A 25,931-nucleotide genomic window follows, 5' to 3' on the forward strand; every position below is an offset into this window, starting at 1 on the left:
CGTACTCACCACTCGATGCCTCTCTGGCCCTTCTGGCCCGCGTCCATCGGGTGCTTGACCTTGGACATGTCGGTGACCAGGTCGGCGAAGTCCACCAGCTTCTCGGGGGCGTTGCGCCCGGTGATCACGACGTGCTGGGTGCCGGGCCGGTCCCTCAGCACGGAGATGACCTCGTCCGTGTCGATCCAGCCCCAGTGCATCGGGTAGGCGAACTCGTCGAGCACGTACAGCTGGTACGTCTCGGCGGCGAGGTCACGCTTGACCTGCTCCCAGCCCTCGCGGGCCTTCTCCTCGTTGTCCATCTGCGCGTCGCGCTGGACCCAGGACCAGCCCTCGCCCATCTTGTGCCAGTCGACGCTGCCGCCCTCGCCGCTCGCGCCGAGGACGCGCAGCGCGTTCTCCTCGCCGACCTTCCACTTCGCCGACTTGACGAACTGGAACACTCCGATCGGCCAGCCCTGGTTCCAGGCGCGCAGGGCGAGCCCGAAGGCCGCCGTCGACTTGCCCTTGCCGATGCCGGTGTGGACGACGACGAGCGGCCGGTTGCGCCGCTGCCGCGTCGTGAGCCCGTCGTCCGGCACGACGCTCGGCTGTCCCTGAGGCATTACGCGACCCTCCTGCTGTTCGCCTGCAGACCACCCTGTACGTCCTTCACGAGCCCGGCGATCGAGTCGGCCCGCAGCTCGTCGAGCGTCACCGCCGTCCCGCCCAGCTCGCCCGCCAGCTGACCGGCGAGCCCGAGCCGCACAGGACCCGACTCGCAGTCCACGACGACCGACGCCGTTCCCTCGGCGGCGAGCAGCCGCGCGGCACGCCCCGCGAGCGCCACCGGCTCGGGACCGCCCGTAGCCCGCCCGTCGGTCACCACGACGACGAGCGGCCGGCGCGCCGGGTCCCGCAGCCGCTCCACACGCAGCACATCGTGCGCCTTGAGGAGCCCCGCGGACAGCGGCGTACGCCCACCGGTGGGCAGCGACTCGAGCCGTACGGCTGCCGCGTCCACCGAGGACGTCGGTGGCAGCGCCACGTCGGCCGAGGAGCCGCGGAACGTCACGAGCCCCACCTTGTCCCGCCGCTGGTACGCGTCGAGGAGCAGCGACAGCACGGCGCCCTTCACGGCACTCATCCGCTGCCGCGCCGCCATCGACCCGGAGGCGTCCACCACGAACAGCACGAGGTTGCCCTCGCGGCCCTCCCTGGTCGCCTGCCGCAGATCGTCACGCCGCACCACGAGCCCAGGGCCGGAGCGCCCGCGCGCCCGCTGGTGCGGGGCAGCGGCCTGCACGGTCGCCGCGAGGTGCAGCTTGGTGAGAGCGCCGCGGGGACGCCGCGCACCCGTCGTACGCCCGTGCTCCGTGCGGGCCCGCGAGCGGCGCCCCGCGGCACCCTCACCGAGTCCGGGGACGCTCAGCATCTTCGTACGGAAGGGCTCGCAGGCGCGGGCTGCCGCCTGTTCGCCGCCGCCCGCGGGAGCCTTCTGCTCGCCGCTCCCGGAGGGCTCGCCCTGCGCGGGGATGTCGGCGGCCTGGTCGCCGCCCGCGTCGGGGCCGCTGCCCTCGGGGGCGTCCTGGGGCGGCTGCCCGCCACCGCCGCCGGGGCCGTCCCCGCCGTCGTCACCGTCACCGTCAGGATCGGGCTCGTCGTCCTGCCCGCCGAACTCCTCCAGGGTGTCGTCGAGCTTGTCCTCGTCGAGCCCCGGCGCGTCGAACGGGTTGCGGCGCCTGCGGTGCGGCAGCGCGAGGAGCGCGGCCTGTCGCACGTCCTCGGCCAGCACATCCGTGCGGCCCGCCCACGCGGCGAGAGCCGTCGCCGTACGCGCCATCACGATGTCCGCGCGCATCCCGTCGACCTCGAACGCGGCGCACGTCGCGGCGATCTGCCGCAGCGCGGCGTCGCCGAGCCGCACCGAAGGCAGCAGGTCACGGGCCGCGACGATCCGCGCCCGTACGGCGGACTCCTCCTGCTCCCACTTCCCGGCGAAGCCCTCGGGGTCGTCGTCGTAGGCGAGGCGCCGCTTGACGACCTCGACGCGCTGGTCGGGCTCGCGGGAGGCGGCGACCTCCACGGTGAGGCCGAACCGGTCGAGCAACTGCGGCCGCAGCTCGCCCTCTTCGGGGTTCATGGTGCCGACGAGCAGGAAGCGTGCGGCATGCCGCACGGACACGCCCTCGCGCTCCACGTACGAGGCGCCCATCGCGGCCGCGTCGAGCAGCAGGTCCACCAAGTGGTCGTGCAGCAGGTTGACTTCGTCGACGTAGAGGATCCCGCGGTGTGCCTCGGCGAGGAGTCCCGGCTCGAAGGCCTTGACGCCCTCGGCGAGCGCCCGCTCGATGTCGAGCGCGCCGACGAGCCGGTCCTCGGACGCGCCGACGGGCAGCTCGACCATGCGCGCGGCGCGCGAGGTGCCGGGCCCGGTCTCGTGCGGGCCGTCCGGGCACGCCGGGTCCGGGGCGCCGGGCGCACACGAGAAGCGGCACCCGGCGACGACCTCGACCTCGGGGATGAGGGCCGAGAGCGCACGCACGGCCGTGGACTTGGCCGTGCCCTTCTCGCCGCGCACGAGCACCCCGCCGACGGCGGGGCTGACCGCGTTGAGCAGCAGCGCGAGCCGCAGGTCGTCCTGCCCGACGAGCGCGGTGAACGGATAGGGGGTACTCACTGGTCGTCGCCCTCCAAGTCGCCCTCAAGTTCCAGATACGTGGCCCGCAGCCGCTCCAGCGTCTGCGCGTCCGGCTCGGCCCACAGGCCGCGCTCGGCCGCTTCCAGCAGCCGCTCGGTGATGCCGCGCAGGGCCCACGGGTTGGACTTCTTCATGAAGTCCTGGTTCTCCGCGTCGAAGACGTACTCGGCCGACAGCTTCTCGTACATCCAGTCGTCGACCACGCCGGCCGTCGCGTCGTACCCGAAGAGGTAGTCGACGGTGGCGGCCATCTCGAAGGCGCCCTTGTAGCCGTGGCGGCGCATGGCCGCCATCCAGCGCGGGTTGACCACACGGGCGCGGAACACCCGGTGCGTCTCCTCGCCGAGCGTGCGGGTCTTCACCTGATCGGGTACGGCGGAGTCGCCGACGTACGCCTCGGGGGAGGTCCCCGTCAGATGCCGCACCATGGCGACCATGCCGCCGTGGTACTGGAAGTAGTCGTCGGCGTCGACGAGGTCGTGCTCGCGGGTGTCGACGTTCTTCGCCGCCACGTTGATGCGGCGGAACGCCGTCTCCATGTCGCCGCGCGCCGCCCGCCCGTCGAGCCCGCGCCCGTACGCGTAGCCGCCCCACACCGCGTACACCTCGGCGAGGTCCGCGTCGGACTGCCAGTTGCGGGCGTCGATCAGCGGCAGCAGCCCGGCACCGTACGCGCCCGGCTTCGAGCCGAAGATACGGGCCGTGGCCCGCCGCCGGTCGCCGTGCTCGACGGCGTCCTGTTCGACATGGGCGCGTACGTAGTTGTCCTCCGCGCTCTCGTCGAGCGCGGCGACGGCCTGCACGGCGTCGTCGATCAGGCCCACGACGTGCGGGAACGCGTCACGGAAGAAGCCGGAGATACGGACTGTCACATCGATGCGCGGGCGCCCGAGTTCGGCGGCCGGCACGATCTCGAAGCCGGTGACACGGCGCGAGGCGTCGTCCCACACCGGGCGGCAGCCGAGCAGCGCGAGGATCTCCGCGATGTCGTCGCCCTGCGTACGCATCGCAGAGGTGCCCCACACGGTGAGGCCCACGGACTTGGGGTACTCGCCGGTGTCGGCCAGATAGCGCGCGACGAGCGAGTCGGCGAGCGCCTGCCCGACCTCCCAGCTCAGCCGCGAGGGGATCGCCTTCGGGTCGACGGAGTAGAAGTTGCGGCCCGTCGGCAGCACGTTGACCAGACCGCGCGTCGGCGACCCGGACGGCCCCGCGGGCACGTATCCGCCGTCGAGCGCGCGCAGAATGTGCCCGATCTCGTCCGTCGTACGGGCGAGCCGGGGCACGACCTCACGGCACGCGAACTCCAACACCGCGACAGCGTCCCGGAGTTCGGTCCCGAGGATGTCCCGGACGAGCGCGGGGACGGACGCGGCGTCCCAGCCGCGCTCCTCCATGCCCTCGGCCGCGCGCCGGCACAGCTGCTCCAGGAGGTCGATCGCGTCGGCGGCGCTGCGGGCGGGGCCGCTGACGAGGTCCGTGAGTTCGGCCGGCACCTTCACCGGGGCGCCCGGCTCGCCGAGCAGCTCCTTCTCGACCAGGCCGAAGTGCTCGGCCAGGCAGGCCCGCAGGCCGGGCAGCGCGTTCGCGGTGCCGCCCCACACCTGCGAGGCGCGCAGCACGGCGAGCACGAGGTTCACGCGCGGCTCGCCGACCGGGCCGCCGCCCAGGATGTGCAGACCGTCGCGGATCTGCACGTCCTTGATCTCGCACAGATAGCCGTCGATGTGCATCACGAACTCGTCGAAGTCGCCGTCGTCCGGCTGCTCGTCGACATGCAGGTCGTGGTGGAGCTCGGCGGCCTTGACCAGCGTCCAGATCTGGGCGCGCACGGCCGGGGCCTTCGTCGGGTCCAGGTCCGAGACGAGCGCGTACTCGTCGAGGAGCTGCTCCAGCTTCGCGAGATCGCCGTACGTGTCGGCGCGCGCCATCGGCGGCACCAGGTGGTCGACGACCGTGGCGTGCCCGCGGCGCTTGGCCTGCGTGCCCTCGCCCGGGTCGTTCACGATGAACGGGTAGATCAGCGGCAGCTCGCCGAGGACCGCGTCGGGCGCACAACTCCCGCTCAGGCCAAGGCCCTTGCCCGGCAGCCACTCCATGGTGCCGTGCTTGCCCATGTGGATGACGGCGTCCGCGCCGAAGCTGTTCTCGAGCCAGCGGTACGCGGCCATGTAGTGGTGCGACGGCGGCATGTCCGGGTCGTGGTAGATCGCGATGGGGTTCTCGCCGAAGCCGCGCGGCGGCTGGATCATCACGACGACGTTGCCGAACTGGAGCGACGCGAGCACGATGTCGTCGCCGTCGACGTAGAGGGAGCCCGGCGGCTCGCCCCACGCCTCCAGCATCCCGTCGCGCAGCTCGGGCGCCAGCTTGTCGAACCAGGCGCGGTAGTCGGCGAGCGGCACGCGCGCGGGCGCCGACGCCAACTGGTCCTCGGTGAGCCACTCCACGTCGTGGCCGCCCGCCTCGATGAGCCGGTGGATCAGCTCGTCACCGTTGTCGGGGTAGCCGTGGACGCCGTAACCGGCCTCGCGCAGCGCGTCCAGGACGCGGACGGCGGAGGCGGGCGTGTCGAGGCCCACCGCGTTGCCGACCCGCGAGTGCTTGGTCGGGTAGGCCGTGAAGACGACGGCGAGCTTCTTCTCGCCGTTCGGCTTGTGGCCGAGACGGGCGTGGCGTACGGCGATTCCGGCGACGCGCGCGGCCCGCTCGGGGTCGGCCGCGTACACCGGGACGCCGTCGGGGCCCTCCTCCTTGAAGGAGAACGGCACCGTGACGATCCGGCCGTCGAACTCGGGGATCGCGACCTGCATCGCCGCGTCCATCGGCGACAGCGCGGCGTCCGACGCCTCCCAGGCCGCCTTCGACGACGTCAGGCACAGTCCCTGTAGGACGGGAACGTCGAGGTCGGCGAGCGCGCCGATGTCCCAGGCCTCCTCGTCGCCGCCCGCGGACGCCTGCGAGGCATGCGTGCCGCCCGCCGCGAGCACGGTCGCCACGAGGGTGTCGGCCTCGCCGAGCACCTCGTACAGGCCGGCGTCGGCGCCGCGCAGCGAACCGCAGTACACCGGAAGGGCGTTGACACCGCGCGCCTCGATCGCGTCGCACAGCGTGTCCACGAACGCGGTGTTCCCGGACAGCTCGTGGGCGCGGTAGAAGAGCACACCGACGGTCGGGCGGCCCTCGACGCGGGCGCGGCTGCCGTGCACCCCGTACTCCGGCATCTTCTGCGGCTCGGCGCTGCGCCGCTCCTGCGTGCTCCCGGCCCGGCCGTGCCCGTGGAGCAGCACGTCCTGGACGAGGAAGCGGGCCAGCTCGACGAGATTGCCGGGACCGCCCTCGACGAGGTAGCGCAGCGCCTCGGCCACGGCGCCCGCGTGGACGGTGGACTCGGCCATCAGCTCCGCGTCCGGGACGCTCTCGCCACCGAGCAGGACCGTCGGCACGCCGGACGCCTTCAGCGCCGCGAGCCCGTCCTCCCAGGCGCGCTTGCCGCCGAGGAGCCGTACGACGGCGATGTCCACGCCGGCGAGCAGCTCCGGCAGCTCACCCTCGACATCGACGCGGGTCGGGTTCCCGATCCGGTAGGGGGCGCCGGAGGCCCGGGCCGCCAGCAGATCGGTGTCTGCGGTGGACAACAACAACACTGTGCTCATGCGGGCGCTCCCGGTGGAATGAAAGGCAGTCCTGACGGAGCGCCGGACTCGATGAGCCGCCACAGCGCGTCCGTGTCCGCGTGTTCTTCGATCAGATCGCCGAGCCGGTCGAGCTGCTCCTCGCGCAGCGCGCCGAACGACGTGTCGGGCGCCGGTACGAAACGGCGGCCCGCGGCGGCCGCGACCTCGCGCAGGAACGCCCGGCGGAAGCCGTCCGCCTCCAGCGAGCCGTGCCAGTGGGTGCCCCACACGGAGCCGACGCGACAGCCGTCCAGGAAGGCTTCTCCGCCGACGATTTCGGCCACTCCGTGATGGATCTCGTAACCCTCGACGTGCTCGCCGAGCGCCTGTCCGACGGGCCGGGCGAGGGTCTTCTCGCGCTCGAACCGCACCCGTACGGGCAGCAGTCCGAGCCCGTCCACGGTGCCCAGGCGCGACTCGATGTCGTCCTCGATGCTGTTGCCGAGCAGCTGGAAGCCGCCGCAGATCCCGAGGACCGGGCGCCCCTCGGCGGCCCGGCGCGCGAGGGCGTCGGCGAGGCCGCGCTCGCGCAGCCACTGAAGTGCCCTGACGGTGCCGCGCGTTCCCGGCACGACGACCAGGTCCGCGTCGACGAGCTCCTCGGCCCGGTCGACGAACCGCACGACGACGCCCGGCTCGGCGGCCAGCGCGTCCACGTCGGTGAAGTTCGACATCAGCGGCACGGCGCACACGGCGACGCGCAGCACGTCCTCGCCGACGGGGGCCGCGGTCTGCGACTCGCGCACGGAGCCGCGCAGCGACACGCGCAGCCCGTCCTCCTCGTCGATGCCGAGACCGTGCTGGAAGGGGAGAACCCCGTACGTGGGGCGCCCGGTCAGGTCCTTGAGCATGTCGAGGCCGGGCTCGAGGAGCGAGACGTCGCCCCGGAACTTGTTCACCAGGTAGCCGGCCAGCAGCTCCTGGTCCTCGGGCGCGAGCAGCGCCGTCGTGCCGAAGAACGACGCGAAGACGCCGCCGCGGTCGATGTCGCCGACCACGAGCACGGGCAGCCGCGCGGCCCGTGCGATCCCCATGTTGACGATGTCGGTGCGGCGCAGGTTGATCTCGGCGGGAGAGCCCGCCCCTTCACAGATCACGGCGTCATAGCTGCCCCGGAGTTCCTCCAGGCATCCCACGACGGTGTCCAGAAGTGCCGCCTGCCGTCCGCCGTGCAGCGCCTTCCCGGGGGACACAGCACCTGACAGCGGCTTCGCCGCGGGCCCGGGCCCCCCGAAGAACCCCCGGGCACTCAACTCGCCCACCGGCTTGCCCATGAGCACCACCTGGCTGCTCCGGTCGCTGCCCGGCTTCAGCAGTACGGGGTTCATCAGGGCGCTCGGCTCGACGCGGGCGGCCTGCGCCTGCATGGCCTGCGCCCGCCCGATCTCGGCGCCCTCGCGCGTCACGAAGGAGTTGAGGGACATGTTCTGCCCCTTGAACGGCGCGACCTTCACCCCCTGCCGCACCAGCCACCGGCAGATCCCCGCGGTGACGACGCTCTTCCCCGCATCGGACGTGGTCCCTGCCACCAGCAGTCCGCCACCACTCACGACTTCCCCCTTCGCCACAGTGCCCGCCCGGCGACACACACGCCGAGGGCCAGCCAGCTCACGCGCCGCGAGAGCCGCGCCGCCCGCTCGACGTCGGCGGTCTCCACGGACCGGCCCGACGCGTTCAGCACGGGCCGGTGCTCGACCCGCCCGCCGTACGACAACGTCCCCCCGAGCCGCACTCCGAGCGCCCCCGCGAACGAGGCCTCGACGACACCGGCGTTGGGGCTCGGGTGCAGCCGCGCGTCCTCGCGCCACGCCCTGAGCGCGCCGCGCGGACGCCCGCCCGCGACCGCGGCGAGCACGCCGGTCAGCCGCGCGCCCGGCCAGCCCGCCACGTCGTCGAGGCGCGCGGAGGCCCAGCCGTAGCGGCGGTACCTGGCCGACTTGTGCCCGACCATGGCGTCCAGCGTGTTCACGGCGCGGAACGCGACGAGCCCGGGGACCCCGGCGACGGCGCCCCACACGAGCGCGCCCACGACGGCGTCGGAGGTGTTCTCGGCGACGGACTCGACGACGGCCCGCGCGATCCCGTCCGCGTCCAGGGCCTGCGGGTCACGCCCGCACAGATGCGGCAGCCGCTCGCGCGCCGCGTCCACGTCACCGGCGGCCAGCGCGCCCCCGATGGCACGCGCCTCGCGCCCCAGCGACGTGCCGCCGACGACCGCCCAAGTGGCGGCGGCGGTCAGGACGATGGAGGCGGCGGGGGAGCGGCGCACGGCGCGGGCGGCGAGGCCACCGGCGACGGCGGCGCCGCCCGCGCACACGGCGGTGTGCAGCGCGCCCCACCCGCGGTGGTCGCGCCACAGCACACGCTCGACGGCGCCCGCGGCCCGCCCGAACGCGGCGACCGGATGCCCGCGGCGCGGATCGCCGATCAGGAGGTCACCGAGGAGTCCGGCGGCGCTGCCGTACGCGAAGACGCGCTCGGCCCGCACGGTCAGTCCGCCGCTACGGCGAACGGAACCCTTGTGCTCGTTCTCGGCGGGAGTACCCGCAACTGGCAGCCGCGCATGGCGATATGTCCTCACTCAGGGTGTCCACGCCCTGGTTGGAAGAGACCGGCAGCGAGAGTTCCTGGCTCGCGGGGATCACTCCCCGGTGACAGTGGCGGGACCGCGCCGGATTCGCACCGGCTTCCTCTCCTGCTGCCGTAGATGGCCCCGGAAGTCCACCACGCCCCGCGAAGGCCCGTCAACTTGCCGTTGACCTGCGAAGGGAGAGTGTGCTGAGGCACACACGAAGCGGGGTGCGGGACGCCTTCGCGTCCCGCACCCCGCACTCCTGCCGGTTACCTCCGGTCAGGCGACGATCAGGAAGATCCCATACCCGACGGCCGCCGCGCACAGGGCGAAGCAGGCGTACGCGCCGGAGACGGCGAGCGTCGCCGAACCGCCCTGGGCCGCCGCCGATTCCCGCTTGGTGAGGCCGACGATGCCGAGGGTGAACAGGCCCACGAGGGCCACCGTGATCACGAGGCTGACTCCGAACACGGAGCCGAGTGCTGCCCAGTCGATGTGCATAGCGCTGCTGCTTCCTTAGACCGTGGCCGGTCGCGCGGACTCCGCCGAGGGCGGGGCGGGCGAGGCGGGGATGGTGGTCTTCACGTCGGTGCCCAGGTCCGCGACCGTGCCGGTGGGCGGCGGGGTGACGGCCGCGATCGCGGTGGTCACGACGCCGGCGGGCTCGTCCGTGGCGTCGATGGCGTCGTCCGTGACGTTCGTGTGGTCGATCGAGTTGCGGCGGGACAGCGCCCAGATGGTGCCCGCGCCGGCGATCAGGAGCAGTGCGGTGACGGCGACGCCCCACGAGCCCTGCTTGGTGAGGAACTCGGCGCCCGCGCCGACCAGACCGGCGGCCGGCAGGGTCAGGCCCCAGGCGATGAACATGCGGGTCGCGGTCGACCAGCGGACGACGCCGCCCTTGCGGCCGAGGCCCGAGCCCATGACGGCGCCGGAGCAGACCTGCGTCGTGGAGAGCGAGAAGCCGATGTGCGAGGAGGCGAGGATCGCGGTCGCGGCGCTGGTCTGGGCGGCGAAGCCCTGCTGCGGCGCGAGGTCCGTGAGGCCCTTGCCCATGGTGCGGATGATGCGCCAGCCGCCGAGGTAGGTGCCGAGCGCGATGGCCGTACCGGCCGAGACGATGACCCACATCGGGGGGTTGGCGCCGGGGCTGAGGACGCCGCCCGTGATCAGGGCGAGCGTGATGATGCCCATCGTCTTCTGCGCGTCGTTCGTGCCGTGCGCCAGCGAGACCAGGCCCGCGGAGGCGATCTGTCCGGCGCGGTAGCCCTTCGCGGTCGCCTTCTGGTCGGTCTTGCTGCCGATCCGGTACGTGAGGCGGGTGGCCAGCATCGCGGCGATACCCGCCACGAGCGGCGCGGCGACGGCCGGGAGCAGGATCTTGGTGACGACGGTGCCGCCGTCGATCGACGACCAGCCCATCGACATCACGGCGGCGCCGATGAGGCCGCCGAAGAGCGCGTGGGACGAGCTGGAGGGGAGCCCCACCAGCCACGTCAGCAGATTCCAGAGGATGGCGCCCACCAGCGCCGCGAAGATGACCTCGGTCTTGAGTCCGTCCTCGTTGATGATGCCGCCGGAGATCGTCTTGGCGACCTCCACGGAGAGGAAGGCTCCGACGAGGTTCAGCACGGCGGACATGGCCACCGCCGTCTTGGGCTTGAGAGCGCCGGTCGAGATGGTGGTGGCCATCGCGTTGGCAGTGTCGTGGAAACCGTTCGTGAAATCGAACACGAGAGCGGTGACGATCACGATCCCGAGGAGAAGCGTGATGTGTTCCATTTACCCAGGCTTCTGTTGGACGTCAGTGGCTCGGCGACCGTAGGCAACCTGAGTGAACGGAAGATGAACTGGGGCGGGCGGTGCGGTGACTCGAAGCGGAGTGCCGCCACTCCGTTGGGAACGGGGTGGCGGCGCGGGGGCGTCCGCGAAGCGGAACGGTGGCTCAATCAAGCGGAAGTGAGCCCTCCGCTAGCCGCGGGCGAACCTCCGTAACTGGGCCTGTGAACCGTTGAAGAGATTCTGGTCACCCGGCAGCCCGCCGCTGTTGTCGTACTGCCAGAACGTCCAGTGCGACCAGCCCGAAGGCAGGGCCCCGGCGGTCTCGTCGTAGCGGGCGAGCCGCAGCGCGTGGTTGCCCGCGAAGGCCCTGCTGTTGCCCGTGCAGTTCTTCCACCAGTGGTAATTGGTGTAGATCACCGGCCGGCGGCTCGTCCTGCGCCGCACCTCGTCGCTGAACGACCTGATCCAGGAGACCATCTTCCCCTTGCTCAGGCCGTAGCACTTCTTCGAGCTGTACGGGTTGTACTCGATGTCCAGCGCCGGCGGCAGCGTCCAGCCGTCCGCCCGCCATGCGCCCCCGTTGCTCACGAAGTACGAGGCCCGCGTCCGGCCGGACGACTTGTTCGGGAGCGCGAAGTGGCGCGCCGCGGATGATGCCCGCGCTCCGGGCCCCGTCGTACTGCTGCTTGAAGTAGGGGCTGCGGTAGGTGGTGGACTCGGTCGCCTTGACGTGGACGAACCGTGCGCCCTTGCTCTTGGCCTCCTGCCAGTTGACGTTCTTCTGGTGCGACGAGACGTCGTGTCCCTTCGTGTCGCCCGCCGCGGACGCCGGAGCCTCGGCGAGAGCGGTCCCTCCGAGCGTCAGGGGGGCGAGTGACGTCGCGGTCGTGATGTGCGCACGGCGACGGGACGGTGTGTGACCACGAGCCATATTTCCCCCCGAAATGGCGACGTGCATGACAAATCCAACCGGAGGTTACCGGAAGATACCTCTATGTCGGTCTATCTCCAGCCAATCGTTTCCAGGCGGGCATTCATGCCGATTCATGCGCTTCCGGACTCCTGGGCTCCGCACTGGAGTGCCCCGGCCCCACGAGCCGCGCGGGCCCGTCGCGCGGCTGACAGGATGCGGACATGGCGCAGGAAACGGGCGAGGCGGGGCGGGGCGCGGACCGACTCGCGCGGGCATGGGACGCGCTCGTGGCGACGGCCCGGCGCACCGTCACCGACGGCCTCGTCGTCGGGACCTCGGGAAACGTCTCGGTACGCATCGACGACACCGTCCTCGTCACACCCAGCGGGGTCCCCTACGACGAGCTCACCCCGGACGACCTCGTCGCCGTCGGCCTCGACGGCCGGCGGCGCGCCGGAACCCTGACCCCGACCAGCGAACTCCCGATGCATCTGGCGGTCTACCGCGCCACGCCCGCCCGCGCCGTCGTCCACACCCACGCGGTCCACGCCACCGCCGTCTCCACCCTCGTGCCCGAACTCCCGCTCATCCACTACATGGCCGCGGCCCTCGGCGGACCCGTCCGGGTTGCCCCGTATGCGACGTACGGCACAGAGCGGTTGGCCGAGAACGTGCTCGACGCTCTCAAGGGACGGACAGGCTGCCTGCTCCAGAACCACGGCGCCCTCACCTACGGCGACACCCTCGCCGCCGCCTACGACCGCACGGCCCAGCTCGAATGGCTGTGCCGCGTCTGGCTCACCGCGAGCGCCCATCCCCACCACGCCCCGACGCTCCTCACCCCCGGCCAGCTACGTGAGGCGGAGGAGAAGCTGCGGGGGTACGGGCAGCGGGGCTGAACCGGCGCCCGACTCCCGGCGGCCCCGCCCCGCTGGCCGGTCGATGCCCGGGCGCGGACACTGGGACGGTGCGCACCGCCAGAGCGACGGCCGCTGCCGTCACCGCAGTCATCGGTGCCGGCGCAGCCGCGATCGCGGCCGGCCGGTTCGCCAGTGACGCCGCCCTCAAGGCGCCCGCCGGCCGACCGCTGCCCACCGAGCCGCGCCTGACCGTCCACGCCATCGCCGCGGGCCGGCTCACTCTCACCCGCGACCTGGCCTCCCTGCGCCGGGGAACCTACGGCCTGAGCGGCGACGGATTCCACGCCGTGGTCGGGCCCGTCCTCGATTCCGCCCCGCGCGCGGCGGACGCCGTCGTACGGCGCCTGGAGCGCGTCACCCACGGCTCCCTCGAACCCGGCGCCAATGCCTGGCTCACCCCGCAGGTGCACATCGGCGACCCCGGATCGGCACTCGGCCTCGACCACGCCGACATCGACATCCCCGGCGAACTGGGCGCGCTCCCCGCCTGGTTCGTCCCCGGCGCCCGCGACACCTGGGTCATCACCGTCCACGGCCTGGGCACCACGCGCGAGCACCCCATGGTCCTCATGGACTTCCTGCACCGCCAGCGCTTCCCCGTGCTCGACCTCGCCTACCGCGGAGACCTCGGCGCCCCCCGCTCCCCGGACGGCCTCGGCCACCTCGGCGAGACGGAGTGGCGCGACCTGGACGCCGCGATCCGCTACGCCGTGCGCTACGGCGCACAGCGCGTCATCGTGCACGGCTGGTCGACCGGCGCCGCCATGGCACTGCACGCGGCGGCGCATTCCGCTTTGCGGGACCGCATCTCCGGACTCGTCCTCGACTCACCCGTCCTCGCCTGGGACGTCACGCTGCGTGCCCTCGCCGAGGCCCGCCACATCCCCGGTCCCCTGCTGCCCCTCGCGGTCCGCGCCGCCCAAGGGCGCACAGGGCTGTACGGAGACCGCCTCGACACCGCCGCCCACCCCGAGGCGCTTCGGGTCCCCACGCTCGTGATGCACGGCCCCGACGACGAGATCGCCCCCTGGGCCCTGTCCCGCGAACTGGCCGCCCGGCGCCCCGACTTGGTCACCCTCCACACCGTCGACGACGCCCCCCACGGAGCCATGTGGAACGCCGACCCGCAGACGTACGAGGAGACCCTCCGCCGCTTCCTCACCCCCCTCATGTAGCTCCGCCGGCCGCACGGGACAGATGTGCAGGAAGGCCCGCGTAGACCCCCGGCGCACGCCGGTCCGCGGACGCTCCCGCGACCCCCGTAATGAGCCCCGGAACGATTCCGTTTGGGTTTTCGGACCGTCAACCGGAAGACTGCCCCCGTGACGTCCCGTATCCCGCGCGACTCCAGGCTCCGACTCGTCCGCCCGCGCACCCTCGCCACCGCCCCCGTGCGGACCGACGGAGTGGTGACCCAGACACGTCCGCCCCGCCCGGCGCCCCGCCCGCCGGAGGGCACCCCACCACCGGGGGAACTGGCCCGCATGGCCCGCCGCGGCCTCGCCGACGCCGCCCGCGTGGCCCGCTGGGCCGACGCCGCCCTCAGCCCGGGCAGCGGCCACGGCGCCCCCGACGGCAGGGGCGCGCTCTCGGCGCCCACCGCCGAACGCGCGGCGGCCGACCTGGACCTGACCCCGCGCCAGGTCCGCGCCGACTGGGACACCGCACGCCTCGCGGGCCTCGTCGAGGTGCACGGCGACAGCGCCCGCCCCGGCTGGCGCCTGCGCGCCTGGGACCGCGACGACACCGCCGTGCTGCGCGGCTGGGTCGCGCTGTTCGACGCCTGGTCCCTGGCCCACCCCGCTGACGAGAGCCTGGAGGCCGCCGCCGTCGCCGAGGTCGTCGAGGCGATGCCGCAGGTGCTCTCCCTCCTCCAGCTCTCGGCCGGCCCGGTCCCCGTCCCGCAACTCCTCGACCTGCTCGGCCAGCGCGTCGAGGAACTGCGCACGGAACGCTGCGAGATTCCCTACGGCCCCCAGCCCGAGCCCTCCGGCCCAGCCACCGGCATCACGGGCACCACCGGCACCGCCCTCCTCCCGCTCCTCGACTGGGCCCTGCACGGCCTCGCCGCCGTCGGCGCCCTCACCTACGCCGACGGGCAGGCCACCCTCACGCCGCTCGGCAGCTGGGCGGTCTGGGTCAAGCTGGAGCAGATCTGCGTGGCCGCCCAGTCCCCGGCGGGCAACATCGAGCAGTCCGCCGAGGACATGCTCAGAGGCTGCGCACGGCTGCGCCCGAACGCGGCCCGCGCCGAGTACCGCGCCTGGCTCGCCGCCCGCCCCGTCGGCAGCGCCGTCACCGAGCTGATCGCCGCCGCCCGCGGCGAGGACGCCCTGCTGCGCGGCCTCGCCTTCGAGGCGCTGCGCGTCGTCGGAGCCCCCGCCGAGCCCGTCGTCAGATCCGTCGCCGACGAGCCGCCCCTGCGCCCCTACGCGCTGCTGTGGCTCGCCGAGTACGAAGGCGCTGATCCCGAGGACGTCCACCTGGTGCTGACCCGCGAGGAGACGACCTGGCTGTGGGTGGACACGGCGGCGGCCGTCGCGGACCACGGCGAGGCCCAGCTCCTCGTACGCCATCTGGAGTCCGCCGTGCAGCCCACCGTGCCGGCCCTTCTCGACGAGGTCCGGGCGGCCGGGCACCCGCGCACCGTCCAGGTCCTCGTCGCGCTGGCCGCCGCCCACCCGGACCCGGCGCTCGCCAAGGCCGTCCGCAGGGCCGCCTTCCAGGTGCACACCGGAGGCGTGTGACGCCGCGCCCCCGGGATCAGGCCGGTATCTGCGGCGCGTACGTCCCGAAGCTCCACACGTTGCCCTCGGCGTCCTTGGCCATGTAGTCCCGGGAGCCGTAGTCCTGGTCCGTCGGGGGCATCAGGATCTCCACGCCGTGCTGGACGGCCCGGCGGTGATGGGCGTCGACGTCGTCCACGACGACATAGATCCCGGTCGGCCCCGCGCCCTTCATCGCCTCGTCGAAGCGGCCTCCGCGGCCCTTCGAGCCGAGCATCACCGCGCCGTTCCCGTACGTCAGCTCGGCGTGCATCACCGAGCCGCCCTCGCCCTCGTACACGGCCGCGGCGGTGAAGCCGAACGCCGAGGTCAGCTGCTCGATCGCGGCCTTCGCGTCGGCGTACAGCAAGGACGGGTAGAAACTCGCACGCCCCTCGCCGTTCGTACCGCTCATGTGCTCACTCCTTCTCGCCGGTCCGGAATGTGCTGCCGGATCCAGACTGGCACCCGGCACTGACAATCCGCCCCGCGAGCCCGTCCCGGTCACCGGAACGTGTTGCACCGCGCCATGTCGCCGGTGCGGTAGCCCTCGTAGAACCAGTCCTGCCGCTGCTGGGCCGAGCCGTGGGTCCAGGTCTCGGGCGTCACCCGGCCCTGGAACTTCTCCTGGATCCGGTCGTCGCCGACGGCGGCCGCGGCGTCCAGGCCGTCGCGGATGTCCGCGTCGGTGAGGTTCGTGATCAGTGGCTTGCCCGTCTTGTCGTCGGGCGTCGTCGTCGCGTGGTGCGCCCACACCCCGGCGTAGCAGTCCGCCTGGAGCTCGACCCGCACCGCGTTGCTGTTCTGGCCCGTACGGCCGTCCTGGGAGCGCTGGAGCGTGCCCATCAGGTTCTGTACGTGGTGCCCGTACTCGTGCGCCACCACGTACGCCTGCGCGAAGGGGCCGCCGCTGGAGCCGAACTTGGTGCGCAAATCGTCGAAGAAGCCCAGGTCCAGATAGACCCTGCGGTCGCTCGGGCAGTAGAACGGCCCGACCGCCGAGGTCGCCGTGCCGCACGCCGTCTGGACCTGGCCGGTGAAGAACACGGTCTGCGCGGGGGAGTAGGTGCCCCTGCGGTCGCGGAACTCCTGACGCCAGTAGTCCTGGACGCTGTTGACGACCGCCACGATGCGGCAGTCCTCCTTGCTGTTCGCGTCCTGGCCCGTCCGGCAGTCCTGGCTGACCTGGGCCGCGGACGAGACGGTCGATCCGGGTTCGCCGCCGCCGGAGGAGAGGCCGAATTCGTCCGTGCCGAAGAAGAGGCCGACCAGAAGGGCGAGCAGACCCGCGAGGCCGCCGCCGATGGTCCGCCGGCCGCCGGGGACCCGGCGCCTGTCCTGGACCTCGGAGGTGTCCAGGTCGGCGTCGTCGTCGAACTGCATGGCCGCACCGCCCTCTGCCGCACGTCAGGGGCGGCGGCCCGCCGCCCAACGCCCACTATCGGACAGTTCGCGGCGGTCTGCCCCTCGGCCCCGGAACAGTACGGCGGAAAACTGTTTGCATCGTCCCGTTAGACTTGGCCCATGGCCATTCTCCGCACGCACTAGACGGCTCATCGCCCTCAGTAGCCCTTCCGCCGTCCATTCCCTGCTCAGGAGTCTGTCCGTGATCACCGCTTCGGCCATCGAGTTGCGCGCCGGCGCCCGCATCCTCATCGAGAACGCCACCTTCCGTATCGCCAAGGGCGACCGCATCGGCCTGGTCGGACGCAACGGCGCGGGCAAGACGACCCTCACCAAGTGCCTCGCAGGTGAAGGCACCCCGGCCGGCGGCACGATCGCCCGCTCCGGAGAGGTCGGCTACCTCCCGCAGGACCCCCGCACCGGCGACCTCGACGTCCTGGCCCGCGACCGCATCCTGTCCGCGCGCGGCCTGGACACCCTGATCCAGAAGATGCGGGACAACGAGCAGCGCATCGCCAGCGGCACGGGCGCCACGCGCGCGAAGGCCCTCAAGCAGTACGAGCGCCAGGAGACGGAGTTCCTCACCAAGGGCGGGTACGCCGCCGAGGCCGAGGCCGCCACCATCGCCGCCGCGCTCAACCTGCCCGACCGCGTGCTCGGCCAGCCCCTGCACACGCTCTCCGGCGGTCAGCGCCGCCGTATCGAGCTGGCCCGCATCCTCTTCTCGGACGCGGACACCCTGCTCCTCGACGAGCCCACGAACCACCTCGACGCCGACTCCATCGTCTGGCTGCGCGACTACCTCAAGACGTACCGCGGCGGCTTCATCGTGATCTCCCACGACGTCGACCTCGTCGAGACGGTCGTCAACAAGGTGTTCTACCTGGACGCGAACCGCTCCCAGATCGACGTCTACAACATGGGCTGGAAGCTCTACCAGCAGCAGCGCGAGGCCGACGAGAAGCGCCGCAAGCGCGAGCGCCAGAACGCCGAGAAGAAGGCCGCGGCGCTCAACTCCCAGGCCGACAAGATGCGCGCCAAGGCGACCAAGACCGTCGCCGCGCAGAACATGGCCAAGCGCGCCGACCGGCTGCTCGCCGGGCTCGAGGCGGTCCGCGTCTCCGACAAGGTCGCCAAGCTGCGCTTCCCCGAGCCCTCCCCGTGCGGCAAGACGCCGCTGATGGCCGAGGGCCTGTCGAAGTCGTACGGCTCCCTGGAGATCTTCACCGACGTCGACCTGGCCATCGACAAGGGCTCCCGCGTCGTCATCCTCGGCCTCAACGGCGCCGGCAAGACCACTCTGCTCAGGCTGCTCGGCGGCGCCGAGAAGCCCGACACGGGCGAGGTCATCGAGGGCCACGGCCTCAAGCTCGGCTACTACGCGCAGGAGCACGAGACCCTCGACCCCGAGCGCACGGTCCTGGAGAACATGCGCTCCGCCGCCCCCGACCTGGACCTGGTCGAGGTGCGCAAGACGCTGGGCTCGTTCCTGTTCTCCGGGGACGACGTCGACAAGCCGGCCGGGGTCCTGTCCGGCGGTGAGAAGACGCGCCTCGCGCTCGCCACGCTCGTCGTGTCGTCCGCGAACGTCCTGCTCCTCGACGAGCCCACCAACAACCTCGACCCGGCCAGCCGCGAGGAGATCCTCGGCGCGCTGCGCACCTACAAGGGCGCCGTCGTCCTCGTCACCCACGACGAGGGCGCCGTGGACGCGCTCCAGCCGGAGCGGATCATCCTGCTGCCCGACGGCGTCGAGGACCTGTGGGGCCAGGACTACGCGGATCTGGTCAGCCTCGCCTGACGCTCCCGCGGGCCGCGTTCGCGCCCGCACGATCACGGTCGGCCGTCAGCACGGCTTGATCGAAGGCCTGATCCACTCGGTATGGATCATTCGGCCGATCCGTGATCCATCATCTGAGTGAGATCTCCTCGTACCGTGGTGTGTCCTACACGGATTTCGTCGCCACGCCTGTGCCGGGGCCGTTGTGCCGCCTGGCGAGGCGCTGACCTGCCCCTTCGCGGAGAACCCCGTTTCCGGCCCCGACCGAGTGTGCCCGGAACCCTCCGTTCCACTCGTGTCGGCCGCTTCCCGACCGCGCAAGCTCGTCGTACGGACCTTGCCGAATGGGTGGCCAGGAAGCCCAGGAGGGGTGATCATGAGAAGTCCAGAGCGCACTTCCCATGAGGAGGCACGGGTGGCCGAGACTCTGAAGAAGGGCAGCCGGGTAACCGGCGCCGCGCGTGACAAGCTCGCGGCAGACCTGAAGAAGAAGTACGACTCCGGTGCGAGCATCCGAGCGCTGGCCGAGGAAACCGGCCGCTCGTATGGGTTCGTGCACCGGATGCTCAGTGAGTCGGGAGTCACGCTGCGAGGTCGCGGCGGGGCTACACGCGGCAAGAAGGCGACCGCGGCCGGCTGACCCGGGCAATGCACAGGCTTCGATGGTGACCACCCGGTCGGTCCGCCGACCGGCCGGTTGGTTACTGTGCAGTAGTTTCAGGGCGTCGACACGTCCTCGACCGACTGCGCACACCATCGGAGGCACACATGGCTTCGCCCGACAGCGGATCCGGCTCGCTCGCGCCGGTACTCGACAAGGACGGGGTCCGCCTCACCGTCGACGGCTCCATCGCCACGGTGACGCTGACCAACCCGGACAAGCGCAACGCCCAAAGTCCCGCTCTGTGGCGGGCGTTGGCAAACGCCGGGAAGTCCCTGCCGGGCAGCGTGCGCGTCGTCGTGCTGCGCGCGGAGGGACTCTCGTTCTCCGCGGGCCTCGACCGTCAGGCGTTCACGCCCGAGGGTTTCGACGGCGAGCCGTCCTTCATCGACCTGGCGCGCGGCTCCGACGACGTGCTCGACGACACCATCGCCGAGTACCAGGAGGCGTTCACCTGGTGGCGGCGCAGCGACCTCATCACGGTCGCCGCGGTGCAGGGACACGCGATCGGCGCCGGCTTCCAGCTCGCCCTCGCCTGCGATCTGCGGATCGCCGCCGAGGACGTGCAGTTCTCCATGCGCGAGACCAGCCTCGGTCTGGTTCCCGACCTCACCGGTACGCATCCGCTCGTCTCCCTCGTGGGTTACGCGCGCGCCCTGGAGATCTGCGTCACCGGCCGCTACGTCCACGCCGACGAGGCCGGCCGTATCGGCCTGGCCAACCTCGTCGTGCCCGCCGACCAGCTCGACGCCGCCGCGCGCGACCTCGCCGGCGCACTCATCGCCGCGCCCCGCGACGCCGTCATCGAGACCAAGGCGCTGCTCCAGGGCGTCGTCGGACGCTCGTACGAGGAGCAGCGCACCGCCGAGCGCGCCGCACAGGGACGCCGGCTCCGGGACCTGGCCGGCCTCGGCGACTGACGCGCCCACGCACCACCCGGACCGGCCCTCAGCTCACGGCGGTCACCAGAACGGCCACTGACGGATCATCCGCCAGGGCCCCGGTGACCGCCGTTCGCACGTCCCGCGCCACATCGAGCACCCGACGCCCGCCCGACACGGCCAGTTCGATCCGCACATGGCGCCGGGGCAGGGCGGCCGCGTCTCCGGGGGGCTCCTCGATGTGCACCGCGCGCCCCAGTCCGCCCAGCGAACCGGTCAGCCGTGCCACCCCCGGCACGGAGAGCGCGGCCTGCCCGGCCCGTTCCTCGTCACTGTCAGCCTTCGCCTGCCGGCCGTCCGCGATATCTGACTCCGTATCTCCTGAGGCATCTCCTGGGGCGGTCTCGGCTTCCGGACCGTCGTCGAGCAGCGCCGTCACCCGCAGGTCCACCTCCGCCACCACGAGCCCGAGCCCGTCGGACGCCGCGCCGGTCAGGGCCGCGCGCAACCGGGACGCGGCCGTGGGCAGCGGTTCGTCCGGCGCCGCCGCGCACTCCGCGACAATCCTCAGCGGCCCCGGCGGCAGGGCACTCGGAGGCGCGGGCACCACGGACTCATAAGGGCCTTCGGGGTCGGCGAGCTCGATGCGCAGGCTTCCCAGCCGCACCCCCGGCACCGGTCGGACCGCCTGGCGCAACGCCGACCGCGCCGCCGATTCGGCCAGCCAGCACCCGTCGCGCGGCCCCCCGAGCGGTACCAGCCGGCCGAGCCCGAGCTGGTGTCGTACTGCTTGCGTCCATCGGTCAGCGCTCATTGCCCCAGCCTGCCGCATCCCTGGCGCGCGACGGCGCAACCGCACTTAGTGTGGTCGAAAGAGCAGTGACTCCCAGAGAACGGCCTGAGAGAACCTCTTCGAAAGGGACGACCCGCGATGAGCGACACCGCAGAGAAGCCGGGCGAAGCGACCGGGGGCAGGACCAGCGTGACCAAGCGGGGCGGGGGATCCGCAGGGGCGAGAGGGCGCACCACCATCGCCGACGGTGTGGTGGAGAAGATCGCCGGCCTCGCCGCGCGGGACGTCATGGGGGTGCACGCGATGGGCAGCGGCCTGTCCCGCACCTTCGGAGCCGTACGCGACCGCGTGCCCGGCGGCACCAAATCCGTGTCGCGCGGGGTGAAGGCCGAGGTCGGCGAGGTACAGACGGCCCTCGACCTGGAAATCGTCGTGGAGTACGGGGTGTCGATCGCCGACGTCGCCCGCGACGTCCGCGAGAACGTGGTCGCGGCCGTCGAGCGCATGACCGGCCTCGAAGTCGTCGAGGTCAACATCGCGGTGAGCGACGTGAAGCTGCCCGACGAAGAGGACGAGGAGCCGGAGTCCCGGCTCCAGTGACTTCCGCCCGTGAGTTGCCCTTGAGGAGGAGCGCTCGATGAACCTGGCCGTGATCGGCATGATCGCCGGAATGGCTCTCGGATTCGCCGGATACTTCGGCGGCTTCGGGGCCTTCCTTCTGGTGGCGGCGCTCGGCGCCGTCGGCTTCGTCGCCGGCCGGTTCCTCGAGGGGGACCTGGAACCCGGCGACTTCTTCCGCGCGCGCGGCGATCGGCGGCGGTGACCGGTGGCGACGCAGGTCGCGCCCGCGGACCGCGGCGCGACCCGGATCGCCGACCGGGTCGTCGCGAAGATCGCCGCACAGGCGGCGCGTGAGGCGCTCCCCGCTGTTCCCGCTGACGGCGGCGCCCCGCACGCCACCGTCTCCGTGCATCACGACATCGCCAAGGTGCGGATCAGTCTCGAACTGGACTACCCCGCCGACATCGGAGCGCGGTGCGGCGCCGTGCGTCGCCAGGTCGCCGAGCGGGTAAAGGCGTTGGCGGGGATGGAGGTGCCCGAGGTGGCCGTCCAGGTGGAGCGGCTGCACTCGGAGCACGATCGCGGCACGGGACAGCGGAGGATCCGATGAGCGAGTCCACACAGCCCCAGCCCGTCGTCGAACGCGGGCAGGGCGAGCTCGACCAGTTCGGCCAGTCGGGGTCCGCGGCCACCTACCAGGCGCTGCCCACGCTGGAGGGGGAACACGGCACCGGCCGCTTCTGGTCACCGCGCCGGATCCCCGCCGCACTGGTCGCGGTCGTCCTCCTCGGCGGTTCCGGGATCCTGCTGTACGACATCGCCGCCGTGCGCACCGGTCACTCCGCGATGCACTGGCGGCGCGCCCTCGCCCGAGAACTCGCCGAGCGGCCCCTGGACAACGTGTGGGTGCTGGTCGGCGCCGGGGTGGCCGCCGTGCTCGGGCTGTGGCTGATCGTGCTCGCCGCGACGCCCGGGCTCCGCGCCGTCCTGCCGATGCGCCGCACCCACACCGACGTCCGCGCCGGACTGCACCGCGACGTCGCCGCCATGGTCCTGCGCGACCGGGCCATGGAGGTGTCGGGCGTGCAGTCCGTACGCGTCCGGATGAAGCGCTCCAAGGCCGAGGTGCGGGCCGTTTCGCACTTCCGTCAACTCGACGACGTACGCGCCGACTTGGACTCCGTGATCGGTGAGGCCGTCAAGGGCCTCGGGCTTACCGCCACGCCCGGCCTCTCCGTGCACGTGGCGCGGCCCGGAAAGAAGGGGTGAACCCCGTGCTCAGGACCGTGAACCGGGCCGTCGTCGGCCTCGCCGGACTGATCCTCGTCCTGGCCGGCGGGTCCGTCCTCGCCGTCGGGCTCGGCGCGCCCCCGCCGTCCTGGTGGATCCACGACGGCCCGCACGACGTGCTGCTGAGCGTGGCGGACCGCGACCGGTGGCGTGACGACGGCTGGTGGTGGCCGGTCGTCATCGCCGTGCTCGCCGTCTGCGTCCTGCTCGCCCTGTGGTGGCTGGTCGCGCAGCTGCGTCGGCGCCGGCTCACCGAGGTCCTCGTCGACACCGGGGACGGCGAGGGCGCGCTGTTGCGCGGCCGCGCGCTCGAAGGGGTTCTCGTCAGCGAGGCGGAGTCGCTCGACGGCGTGGAGCGCGCCGGGGTCGTCCTGACCGGACGGCGCTCCGCACCCCGCGTACGCATGGGCCTGCTCCTCGAACCGCACGCGGAGCCCGGGGCGGCCCTCCAGCAGATCAGCGAGGCGGCCCTGGGCCACGCGCGGGACTCTGCCGGCCTCGCCGCCCTGCCTGCCGAGGTACGGCTCCGCGCGGTGAAGCACCGCGCGGAGCGCGTGAGTTGACCCCGTCACTCAGGACCCGTAGCTCAGGACCCGTAGCTCAGGACCCGTAGCTCAGAAGCCCGTATCCCGGAGCCCGGTGGCTCAGAAGCCGTGCCGGGCTCCGCCGTCCACCGGGAGCATCACGCCCGTGAGGTAGGACGCGGCCGGCGAGAGGAAGAACGCGGCGGTGCGGCCGAACTCCTCCGGCCTGCCGTAGCGGCGCAGCGGGGTGCGCGCCTCGTTGGCCGCGCGGGTCGCCTCCGGGTCGGCGGACAGCCCGTCGAGCTGGCGCATCCGGTCCGTGTCGATCCGCGCCGGGAGCAGCCCGACGACGCGGATGCCGCGCGGACCCAGCTCGTCCGCGAGGGACTTCGCGAACCCGGCGAGCCCGGGGCGCAGACCGTTGGAGATGGTCAGGCCGGGGATCGGCTCGTACACGGAGCCGGAGAGCACGAAGCCGATGACACCGCCCTCACCGAGCTCGGCCGCGGCGGCGCGGGCGAGCCGCACCGCGCCGAGGAAGACCGACTCGAAGGCCGACTCCCACTGCTCGTCGGTGTTGTCCGCGACGAAGCCGGCGGCCGGCCCGCCGACGCTGATCAGTACGCCGTCGAAGCCGCCGAAGTTCTCGCGCGCGGCATCGATCAGGCGCCGCGCGGCGGTGGGGTCGGCGTTGTCGGCGACGACGCCCACGGCGTTCTCGCCGAGCGCTTCGGCGGCCTCGGCCACCTGCTTCTCGTCCCGCCCGCTGATGATCACCTTCGCGCCGTCGGCGACGAGCTCTCGCGCGGCGGCGTTGCCCAGGCCACGGCTGGCTCCGGTGACGACGTAGACACGGTCCTTCAGTCCAAGATCCATGGGTCCTATCCTGCCTCGCCGGTCCCGAACAGCGTGAACGCGGTCCCCACCAGGCCGATATGGCTGAAAGCCTGCGGGAAGTTCCCGAGCTGGCGCCCCGACACCGGGTCGTACTCCTCGGAGAGCAGCCCCACGTCGTTGCCGAGCGCGACGAGCTTGTCGAACAGCTCGCGGGCCTCCTTCGTACGCCCTGTCAGATGCAGCGCGTCCGCGAGCCAGAACGAGCAGACGAGGAACGTGCCCTCGCGGCCCGTGAGTCCGTCGACGCCGGTCGCCTCGGCGCTGTAGCGGCGTACGAGGCCGTTGTCGGAGAGCTCGTCGCGGACCGCCTCGACGGTGCCGAGGACGCGCGGGTCGTCCGGCGGCAGGAAGCCGACGTGGGGGATGAGCAGCAGCGACGCGTCGAGTTCGGTCGAGCCGTAATACTGGGTGAACGTGTTGCGCTCCGGGTCGTAGCCGCGCTCCAGCACATCACGGTGGATGTCGTCGCGCAGTCGCCTTATGGCGTCGAGATCGCCCGGCAGGCCGGGATCTTCCTCCATGGCGCTGACGATGCGGTCGGCGGCCACCCACGCCATCACCTTCGAGTGCACGAAGTGCCGGCGCGGTCCGCGGACCTCCCAGAGCCCTTGGTCGGGCCGGCGCCACGCGGTGCCCAGGAACTCCACGAGGGCCAGTTGCAGCCGCCAGGCGTGCGGCTCGGACGGCATGCCCGCGCGCCGCGCCAGGGCGAGCGAGTCGATCACCTCTCCGTACACGTCGAGCTGGAGCTGGTGCACGGCGTCGTTGCCCGCGCGTACGGGGACGGAGTGGCCGTATCCGGCCAGCCACGGGAGTTCGATCTCGGGCAGTCGGCGTTCGCCCGCCAGCCCGTACATGATCTGCAGGTCCGCCGGGTCGCCCGCGACCGCGCGCAGCAGCCAGTCCCGCCACGCCTTGGCCTCGTCCAGGTATCCCGCCGACACGAGCGCGCCGAGCGTGAGGGTCGAGTCGCGCAGCCAGCAGTACCGGTAGTCCCAGTTCCGCACGCCGCCGAGCTCCTCGGGCAGCGACGTCGTGGGCGCGGCGACGATCCCGCCGGTCGGGGCGAACGTGAGCGCCTTCAGGGTGAGCAGGGAGCGCAGCACCGCGTCCTTGTGCGGGCCCTCGTAGCGGCATCGCGCCGACCACTTCTGCCACTCCTCCTGCGAGCGGTGCAAGGACTCGAACGGGTCGATGAGGTCCGGGCGCGGCTCGTGCGACGGGTGCCAGGTCAGCACGAACGCGACGGACTCGCCCTCCTCGACGGTGAACTCGGAGTGCGTGGTGAGGTCCTTGCCCCAGGTGCGCACGGCAGGCTCGCTGCGCAGCCACATCGAGTCCGGCCCGGCGATGGCCACGTGGTGGCCGTCGGCCCTGCGCATCCACGGCACGATCGACCCGTAGTCGAAGCGCAGGCGCAGGGTGCCGCGCATCGTGACGCGACCGCTGAGCCCCTCGACGATGCGTACGAGGTCGGGGGCCTGGTCGCGCTGCGGCATCAGGTCGGTGATCCGGACGCTGCCCTCGTCGGTGTCCCACTCCGAGTCGAGGACCAGGGAGCCGGGGCGGTAGGAGCGGCGGGTGCAGTCGCCCGCGCCCTTCGGGGCGAGCTGCCAGTGGCCGTTGTCGTCCCTGCCCACGAGCGCCGCGAAACAGGCCGGCGAGTCGAAGCGCGGGAGGCAGAGCCAGTCGACGGAGCCGGCACGGGAGACGAGGGCGGCCGTCTGCTGGTCGCCGATGAGCGCGTAGTCCTCAAGGGGTCGGTGCACGTGAGCCGGGTTCCCGGCGAACAGGGCCGCCAATCCCACCGGGGGCCGGGCGGGTGAGGGCG

The 25,931-nt window shown here is 72.4% G+C and carries 23 protein-coding genes, 1 pseudogene and 1 riboswitch; of the genes and pseudogenes, 11 read left to right on the top strand and 13 right to left on the bottom strand.

Features of this window, described 5'->3' with window-relative positions; genetic code table 11:
- Positions 1 to 5: 5 nt before the first annotated feature.
- The 8 genes and pseudogenes from cobO to ACIPWY_RS27500 form a co-directional block, all read right to left on the bottom strand.
- Complete coding sequence (cobO, locus tag ACIPWY_RS27465; protein ID WP_329574575.1) at positions 6 to 605, bottom strand: cob(I)yrinic acid a,c-diamide adenosyltransferase; 600 nt, start codon at positions 603 to 605, stop codon at positions 6 to 8.
- The gene (locus ACIPWY_RS27470; RefSeq protein ID WP_401535471.1) at positions 605 to 2,659 is read right to left on the bottom strand and encodes a putative cobaltochelatase; all 2,055 of its coding nucleotides are present in this window, start codon (positions 2,657 to 2,659) and stop codon (positions 605 to 607) included. Before ACIPWY_RS27470 ends, cobO begins: the two co-directional genes overlap by 1 nt.
- Positions 2,656 to 6,336: a cobaltochelatase subunit CobN gene (gene cobN / locus ACIPWY_RS27475; RefSeq protein WP_401535473.1), complete on the bottom strand. Its 3,681-nt coding sequence runs from the start codon at positions 6,334 to 6,336 to the stop codon at positions 2,656 to 2,658. Before cobN ends, ACIPWY_RS27470 begins: the two co-directional genes overlap by 4 nt.
- The gene (locus ACIPWY_RS27480; protein WP_401535475.1) at positions 6,333 to 7,907 is read right to left on the bottom strand and encodes a cobyric acid synthase; all 1,575 of its coding nucleotides are present in this window, start codon (positions 7,905 to 7,907) and stop codon (positions 6,333 to 6,335) included. Before ACIPWY_RS27480 ends, cobN begins: the two co-directional genes overlap by 4 nt.
- A complete protein-coding gene (locus ACIPWY_RS27485; protein ID WP_401535477.1) occupies positions 7,904 to 8,845 on the bottom strand; it encodes a cobalamin biosynthesis protein in 942 nt (313 codons plus the stop codon). Before ACIPWY_RS27485 ends, ACIPWY_RS27480 begins: the two co-directional genes overlap by 4 nt.
- 133 nt (positions 8,846 to 8,978) lie before the next feature.
- A riboswitch (cobalamin riboswitch) is annotated at positions 8,979 to 9,051 on the bottom strand.
- Positions 9,052 to 9,208: 157 nt separating this feature from the next.
- Complete coding sequence (locus tag ACIPWY_RS27490; RefSeq protein WP_362908088.1) at positions 9,209 to 9,430, bottom strand: hypothetical protein; 222 nt, start codon at positions 9,428 to 9,430, stop codon at positions 9,209 to 9,211.
- Between the two features lie 15 nt (positions 9,431 to 9,445).
- Complete coding sequence (locus ACIPWY_RS27495) at positions 9,446 to 10,711, bottom strand: inorganic phosphate transporter (protein ID WP_362908089.1); 1,266 nt, start codon at positions 10,709 to 10,711, stop codon at positions 9,446 to 9,448.
- Positions 10,712 to 10,900: 189 nt separating this feature from the next.
- Positions 10,901 to 11,642, bottom strand: a pseudogene (locus ACIPWY_RS27500) (lysozyme).
- Between the two features lie 203 nt (positions 11,643 to 11,845).
- On the opposite strand from ACIPWY_RS27500, the gene ACIPWY_RS27505 reads away from it, so the two are divergent.
- The 3 genes from ACIPWY_RS27505 to ACIPWY_RS27515 all read left to right on the top strand — a co-directional run bounded on the left by ACIPWY_RS27505 (position 11,846) and on the right by ACIPWY_RS27515 (position 15,291).
- Entirely contained in the window at positions 11,846 to 12,523 is a 678-nt protein-coding gene (locus ACIPWY_RS27505; protein WP_362908091.1) for a class II aldolase/adducin family protein, read from the top strand.
- Positions 12,524 to 12,591: 68 nt separating this feature from the next.
- Positions 12,592 to 13,719, top strand: a complete 1,128-nt coding sequence (locus ACIPWY_RS27510) for an alpha/beta hydrolase (RefSeq protein WP_362908092.1) — start codon at positions 12,592 to 12,594, stop codon at positions 13,717 to 13,719.
- 147 nt (positions 13,720 to 13,866) lie between these two features.
- Positions 13,867 to 15,291, top strand: coding sequence for a hypothetical protein (locus ACIPWY_RS27515; protein ID WP_362908093.1), 1,425 nt, complete (start codon positions 13,867 to 13,869; stop codon positions 15,289 to 15,291).
- Between the two features lie 16 nt (positions 15,292 to 15,307).
- On the opposite strand, the gene ACIPWY_RS27520 is transcribed toward ACIPWY_RS27515, so the two are convergent.
- Together ACIPWY_RS27520 and ACIPWY_RS27525 are read right to left on the bottom strand one after the other, a co-directional pair.
- The gene (locus ACIPWY_RS27520) at positions 15,308 to 15,724 is read right to left on the bottom strand and encodes a VOC family protein (protein WP_362908094.1); all 417 of its coding nucleotides are present in this window, start codon (positions 15,722 to 15,724) and stop codon (positions 15,308 to 15,310) included.
- Between the two features lie 89 nt (positions 15,725 to 15,813).
- Positions 15,814 to 16,692 carry a neutral zinc metallopeptidase gene (locus ACIPWY_RS27525; protein WP_362908095.1) on the bottom strand — a complete coding sequence of 293 codons (879 nt, stop codon included), beginning with the start codon at positions 16,690 to 16,692 and terminating at the stop codon, positions 15,814 to 15,816.
- A 223-nt stretch (positions 16,693 to 16,915) separates the two neighbouring features.
- Between ACIPWY_RS27525 and ACIPWY_RS27530 the strand changes: the two genes are divergently transcribed.
- From ACIPWY_RS27530 to ACIPWY_RS27540, 3 genes are all read left to right on the top strand, one after another.
- A complete protein-coding gene (locus ACIPWY_RS27530) occupies positions 16,916 to 18,514 on the top strand; it encodes an ABC-F family ATP-binding cassette domain-containing protein (RefSeq protein ID WP_362908096.1) in 1,599 nt (532 codons plus the stop codon).
- A gap of 394 nt (positions 18,515 to 18,908) precedes the next feature.
- Positions 18,909 to 19,133 (top strand): helix-turn-helix domain-containing protein, encoded by a 225-nt coding sequence (locus ACIPWY_RS27535; RefSeq protein WP_189492003.1) that lies wholly within the window; start codon positions 18,909 to 18,911, stop codon positions 19,131 to 19,133.
- Between the two features lie 128 nt (positions 19,134 to 19,261).
- Positions 19,262 to 20,074 carry an enoyl-CoA hydratase/isomerase family protein gene (locus tag ACIPWY_RS27540; RefSeq protein WP_362908097.1) on the top strand — a complete coding sequence of 271 codons (813 nt, stop codon included), beginning with the start codon at positions 19,262 to 19,264 and terminating at the stop codon, positions 20,072 to 20,074.
- 28 nt (positions 20,075 to 20,102) lie between these two features.
- Here ACIPWY_RS27540 and ACIPWY_RS27545 read toward each other — a convergent pair whose 3' ends face one another.
- The gene (locus tag ACIPWY_RS27545) at positions 20,103 to 20,849 is read right to left on the bottom strand and encodes a nucleopolyhedrovirus P10 family protein (RefSeq protein WP_393705526.1); all 747 of its coding nucleotides are present in this window, start codon (positions 20,847 to 20,849) and stop codon (positions 20,103 to 20,105) included.
- Between the two features lie 117 nt (positions 20,850 to 20,966).
- Between ACIPWY_RS27545 and ACIPWY_RS27550 the strand changes: the two genes are divergently transcribed.
- Genes ACIPWY_RS27550 through amaP form a run of 5 tightly spaced genes read left to right on the top strand, consistent with a single transcriptional unit; the run spans position 20,967 to position 23,242 of the window.
- A complete protein-coding gene (locus ACIPWY_RS27550; RefSeq protein WP_329574603.1) occupies positions 20,967 to 21,428 on the top strand; it encodes an Asp23/Gls24 family envelope stress response protein in 462 nt (153 codons plus the stop codon).
- A gap of 37 nt (positions 21,429 to 21,465) precedes the next feature.
- A complete protein-coding gene (locus tag ACIPWY_RS27555; RefSeq protein WP_362908099.1) occupies positions 21,466 to 21,651 on the top strand; it encodes a hypothetical protein in 186 nt (61 codons plus the stop codon).
- A gap of 3 nt (positions 21,652 to 21,654) precedes the next feature.
- A complete protein-coding gene (locus ACIPWY_RS27560) occupies positions 21,655 to 21,999 on the top strand; it encodes a hypothetical protein (protein WP_362908100.1) in 345 nt (114 codons plus the stop codon).
- Entirely contained in the window at positions 21,996 to 22,658 is a 663-nt protein-coding gene (locus tag ACIPWY_RS27565; RefSeq protein ID WP_362908101.1) for a DUF6286 domain-containing protein, read from the top strand. Before ACIPWY_RS27560 ends, ACIPWY_RS27565 begins: the two co-directional genes overlap by 4 nt.
- The gene (gene amaP / locus ACIPWY_RS27570; RefSeq protein WP_362908102.1) at positions 22,655 to 23,242 is read left to right on the top strand and encodes an alkaline shock response membrane anchor protein AmaP; all 588 of its coding nucleotides are present in this window, start codon (positions 22,655 to 22,657) and stop codon (positions 23,240 to 23,242) included. Before ACIPWY_RS27565 ends, amaP begins: the two co-directional genes overlap by 4 nt.
- An 81-nt stretch (positions 23,243 to 23,323) precedes the next feature.
- Here the strand turns inward: amaP and ACIPWY_RS27575 are convergent, their stop codons facing one another.
- Together ACIPWY_RS27575 and ACIPWY_RS27580 are read right to left on the bottom strand one after the other, a co-directional pair.
- Entirely contained in the window at positions 23,324 to 24,079 is a 756-nt protein-coding gene (locus tag ACIPWY_RS27575) for an SDR family oxidoreductase (RefSeq protein ID WP_362908103.1), read from the bottom strand.
- Positions 24,080 to 24,084: 5 nt separating this feature from the next.
- Positions 24,085 to 25,869 (bottom strand): glycoside hydrolase family 15 protein, encoded by a 1,785-nt coding sequence (locus tag ACIPWY_RS27580; protein ID WP_362908104.1) that lies wholly within the window; start codon positions 25,867 to 25,869, stop codon positions 24,085 to 24,087.
- Positions 25,870 to 25,931: the final 62 nt, after the last annotated feature.

It is taken from the genome of Streptomyces sp. NPDC090032 (assembly GCF_044748025.1).
Classification (GTDB): Bacteria; Actinomycetota; Actinomycetes; order Streptomycetales; family Streptomycetaceae; genus Streptomyces.

Excerpts from the sequence above, each read along its gene's own strand:
- ACIPWY_RS27505 (WP_362908091.1), top strand. The coding sequence starts at position 11,846 with ATGGCGCAGGAAACGGGCGAGGCGGGGCGGGGCGCGGACCGACTCGCG.
- ACIPWY_RS27545 (WP_393705526.1), bottom strand. The coding sequence starts at position 20,849 with ATGAGCGCTGACCGATGGACGCAAGCAGTACGACACCAGCTCGGGCTC.
- ACIPWY_RS27550 (WP_329574603.1), top strand. The coding sequence starts at position 20,967 with ATGAGCGACACCGCAGAGAAGCCGGGCGAAGCGACCGGGGGCAGGACC.
- ACIPWY_RS27495 (WP_362908089.1), bottom strand. The coding sequence starts at position 10,711 with ATGGAACACATCACGCTTCTCCTCGGGATCGTGATCGTCACCGCTCTC.
- ACIPWY_RS27565 (WP_362908101.1), top strand. The coding sequence starts at position 21,996 with ATGAGCGAGTCCACACAGCCCCAGCCCGTCGTCGAACGCGGGCAGGGC.
- ACIPWY_RS27575 (WP_362908103.1), bottom strand. The coding sequence starts at position 24,079 with ATGGATCTTGGACTGAAGGACCGTGTCTACGTCGTCACCGGAGCCAGC.
- ACIPWY_RS27525 (WP_362908095.1), bottom strand. The coding sequence starts at position 16,692 with ATGCAGTTCGACGACGACGCCGACCTGGACACCTCCGAGGTCCAGGAC.
- ACIPWY_RS27555 (WP_362908099.1), top strand. The coding sequence starts at position 21,466 with ATGAACCTGGCCGTGATCGGCATGATCGCCGGAATGGCTCTCGGATTC.
- cobN (WP_401535473.1), bottom strand. The coding sequence starts at position 6,336 with ATGAGCACAGTGTTGTTGTTGTCCACCGCAGACACCGATCTGCTGGCG.
- cobO (WP_329574575.1), bottom strand. The coding sequence starts at position 605 with ATGCCTCAGGGACAGCCGAGCGTCGTGCCGGACGACGGGCTCACGACG.
- ACIPWY_RS27540 (WP_362908097.1), top strand. The coding sequence starts at position 19,262 with ATGGCTTCGCCCGACAGCGGATCCGGCTCGCTCGCGCCGGTACTCGAC.
- ACIPWY_RS27520 (WP_362908094.1), bottom strand. The coding sequence starts at position 15,724 with ATGAGCGGTACGAACGGCGAGGGGCGTGCGAGTTTCTACCCGTCCTTG.
- ACIPWY_RS27490 (WP_362908088.1), bottom strand. The coding sequence starts at position 9,430 with ATGCACATCGACTGGGCAGCACTCGGCTCCGTGTTCGGAGTCAGCCTC.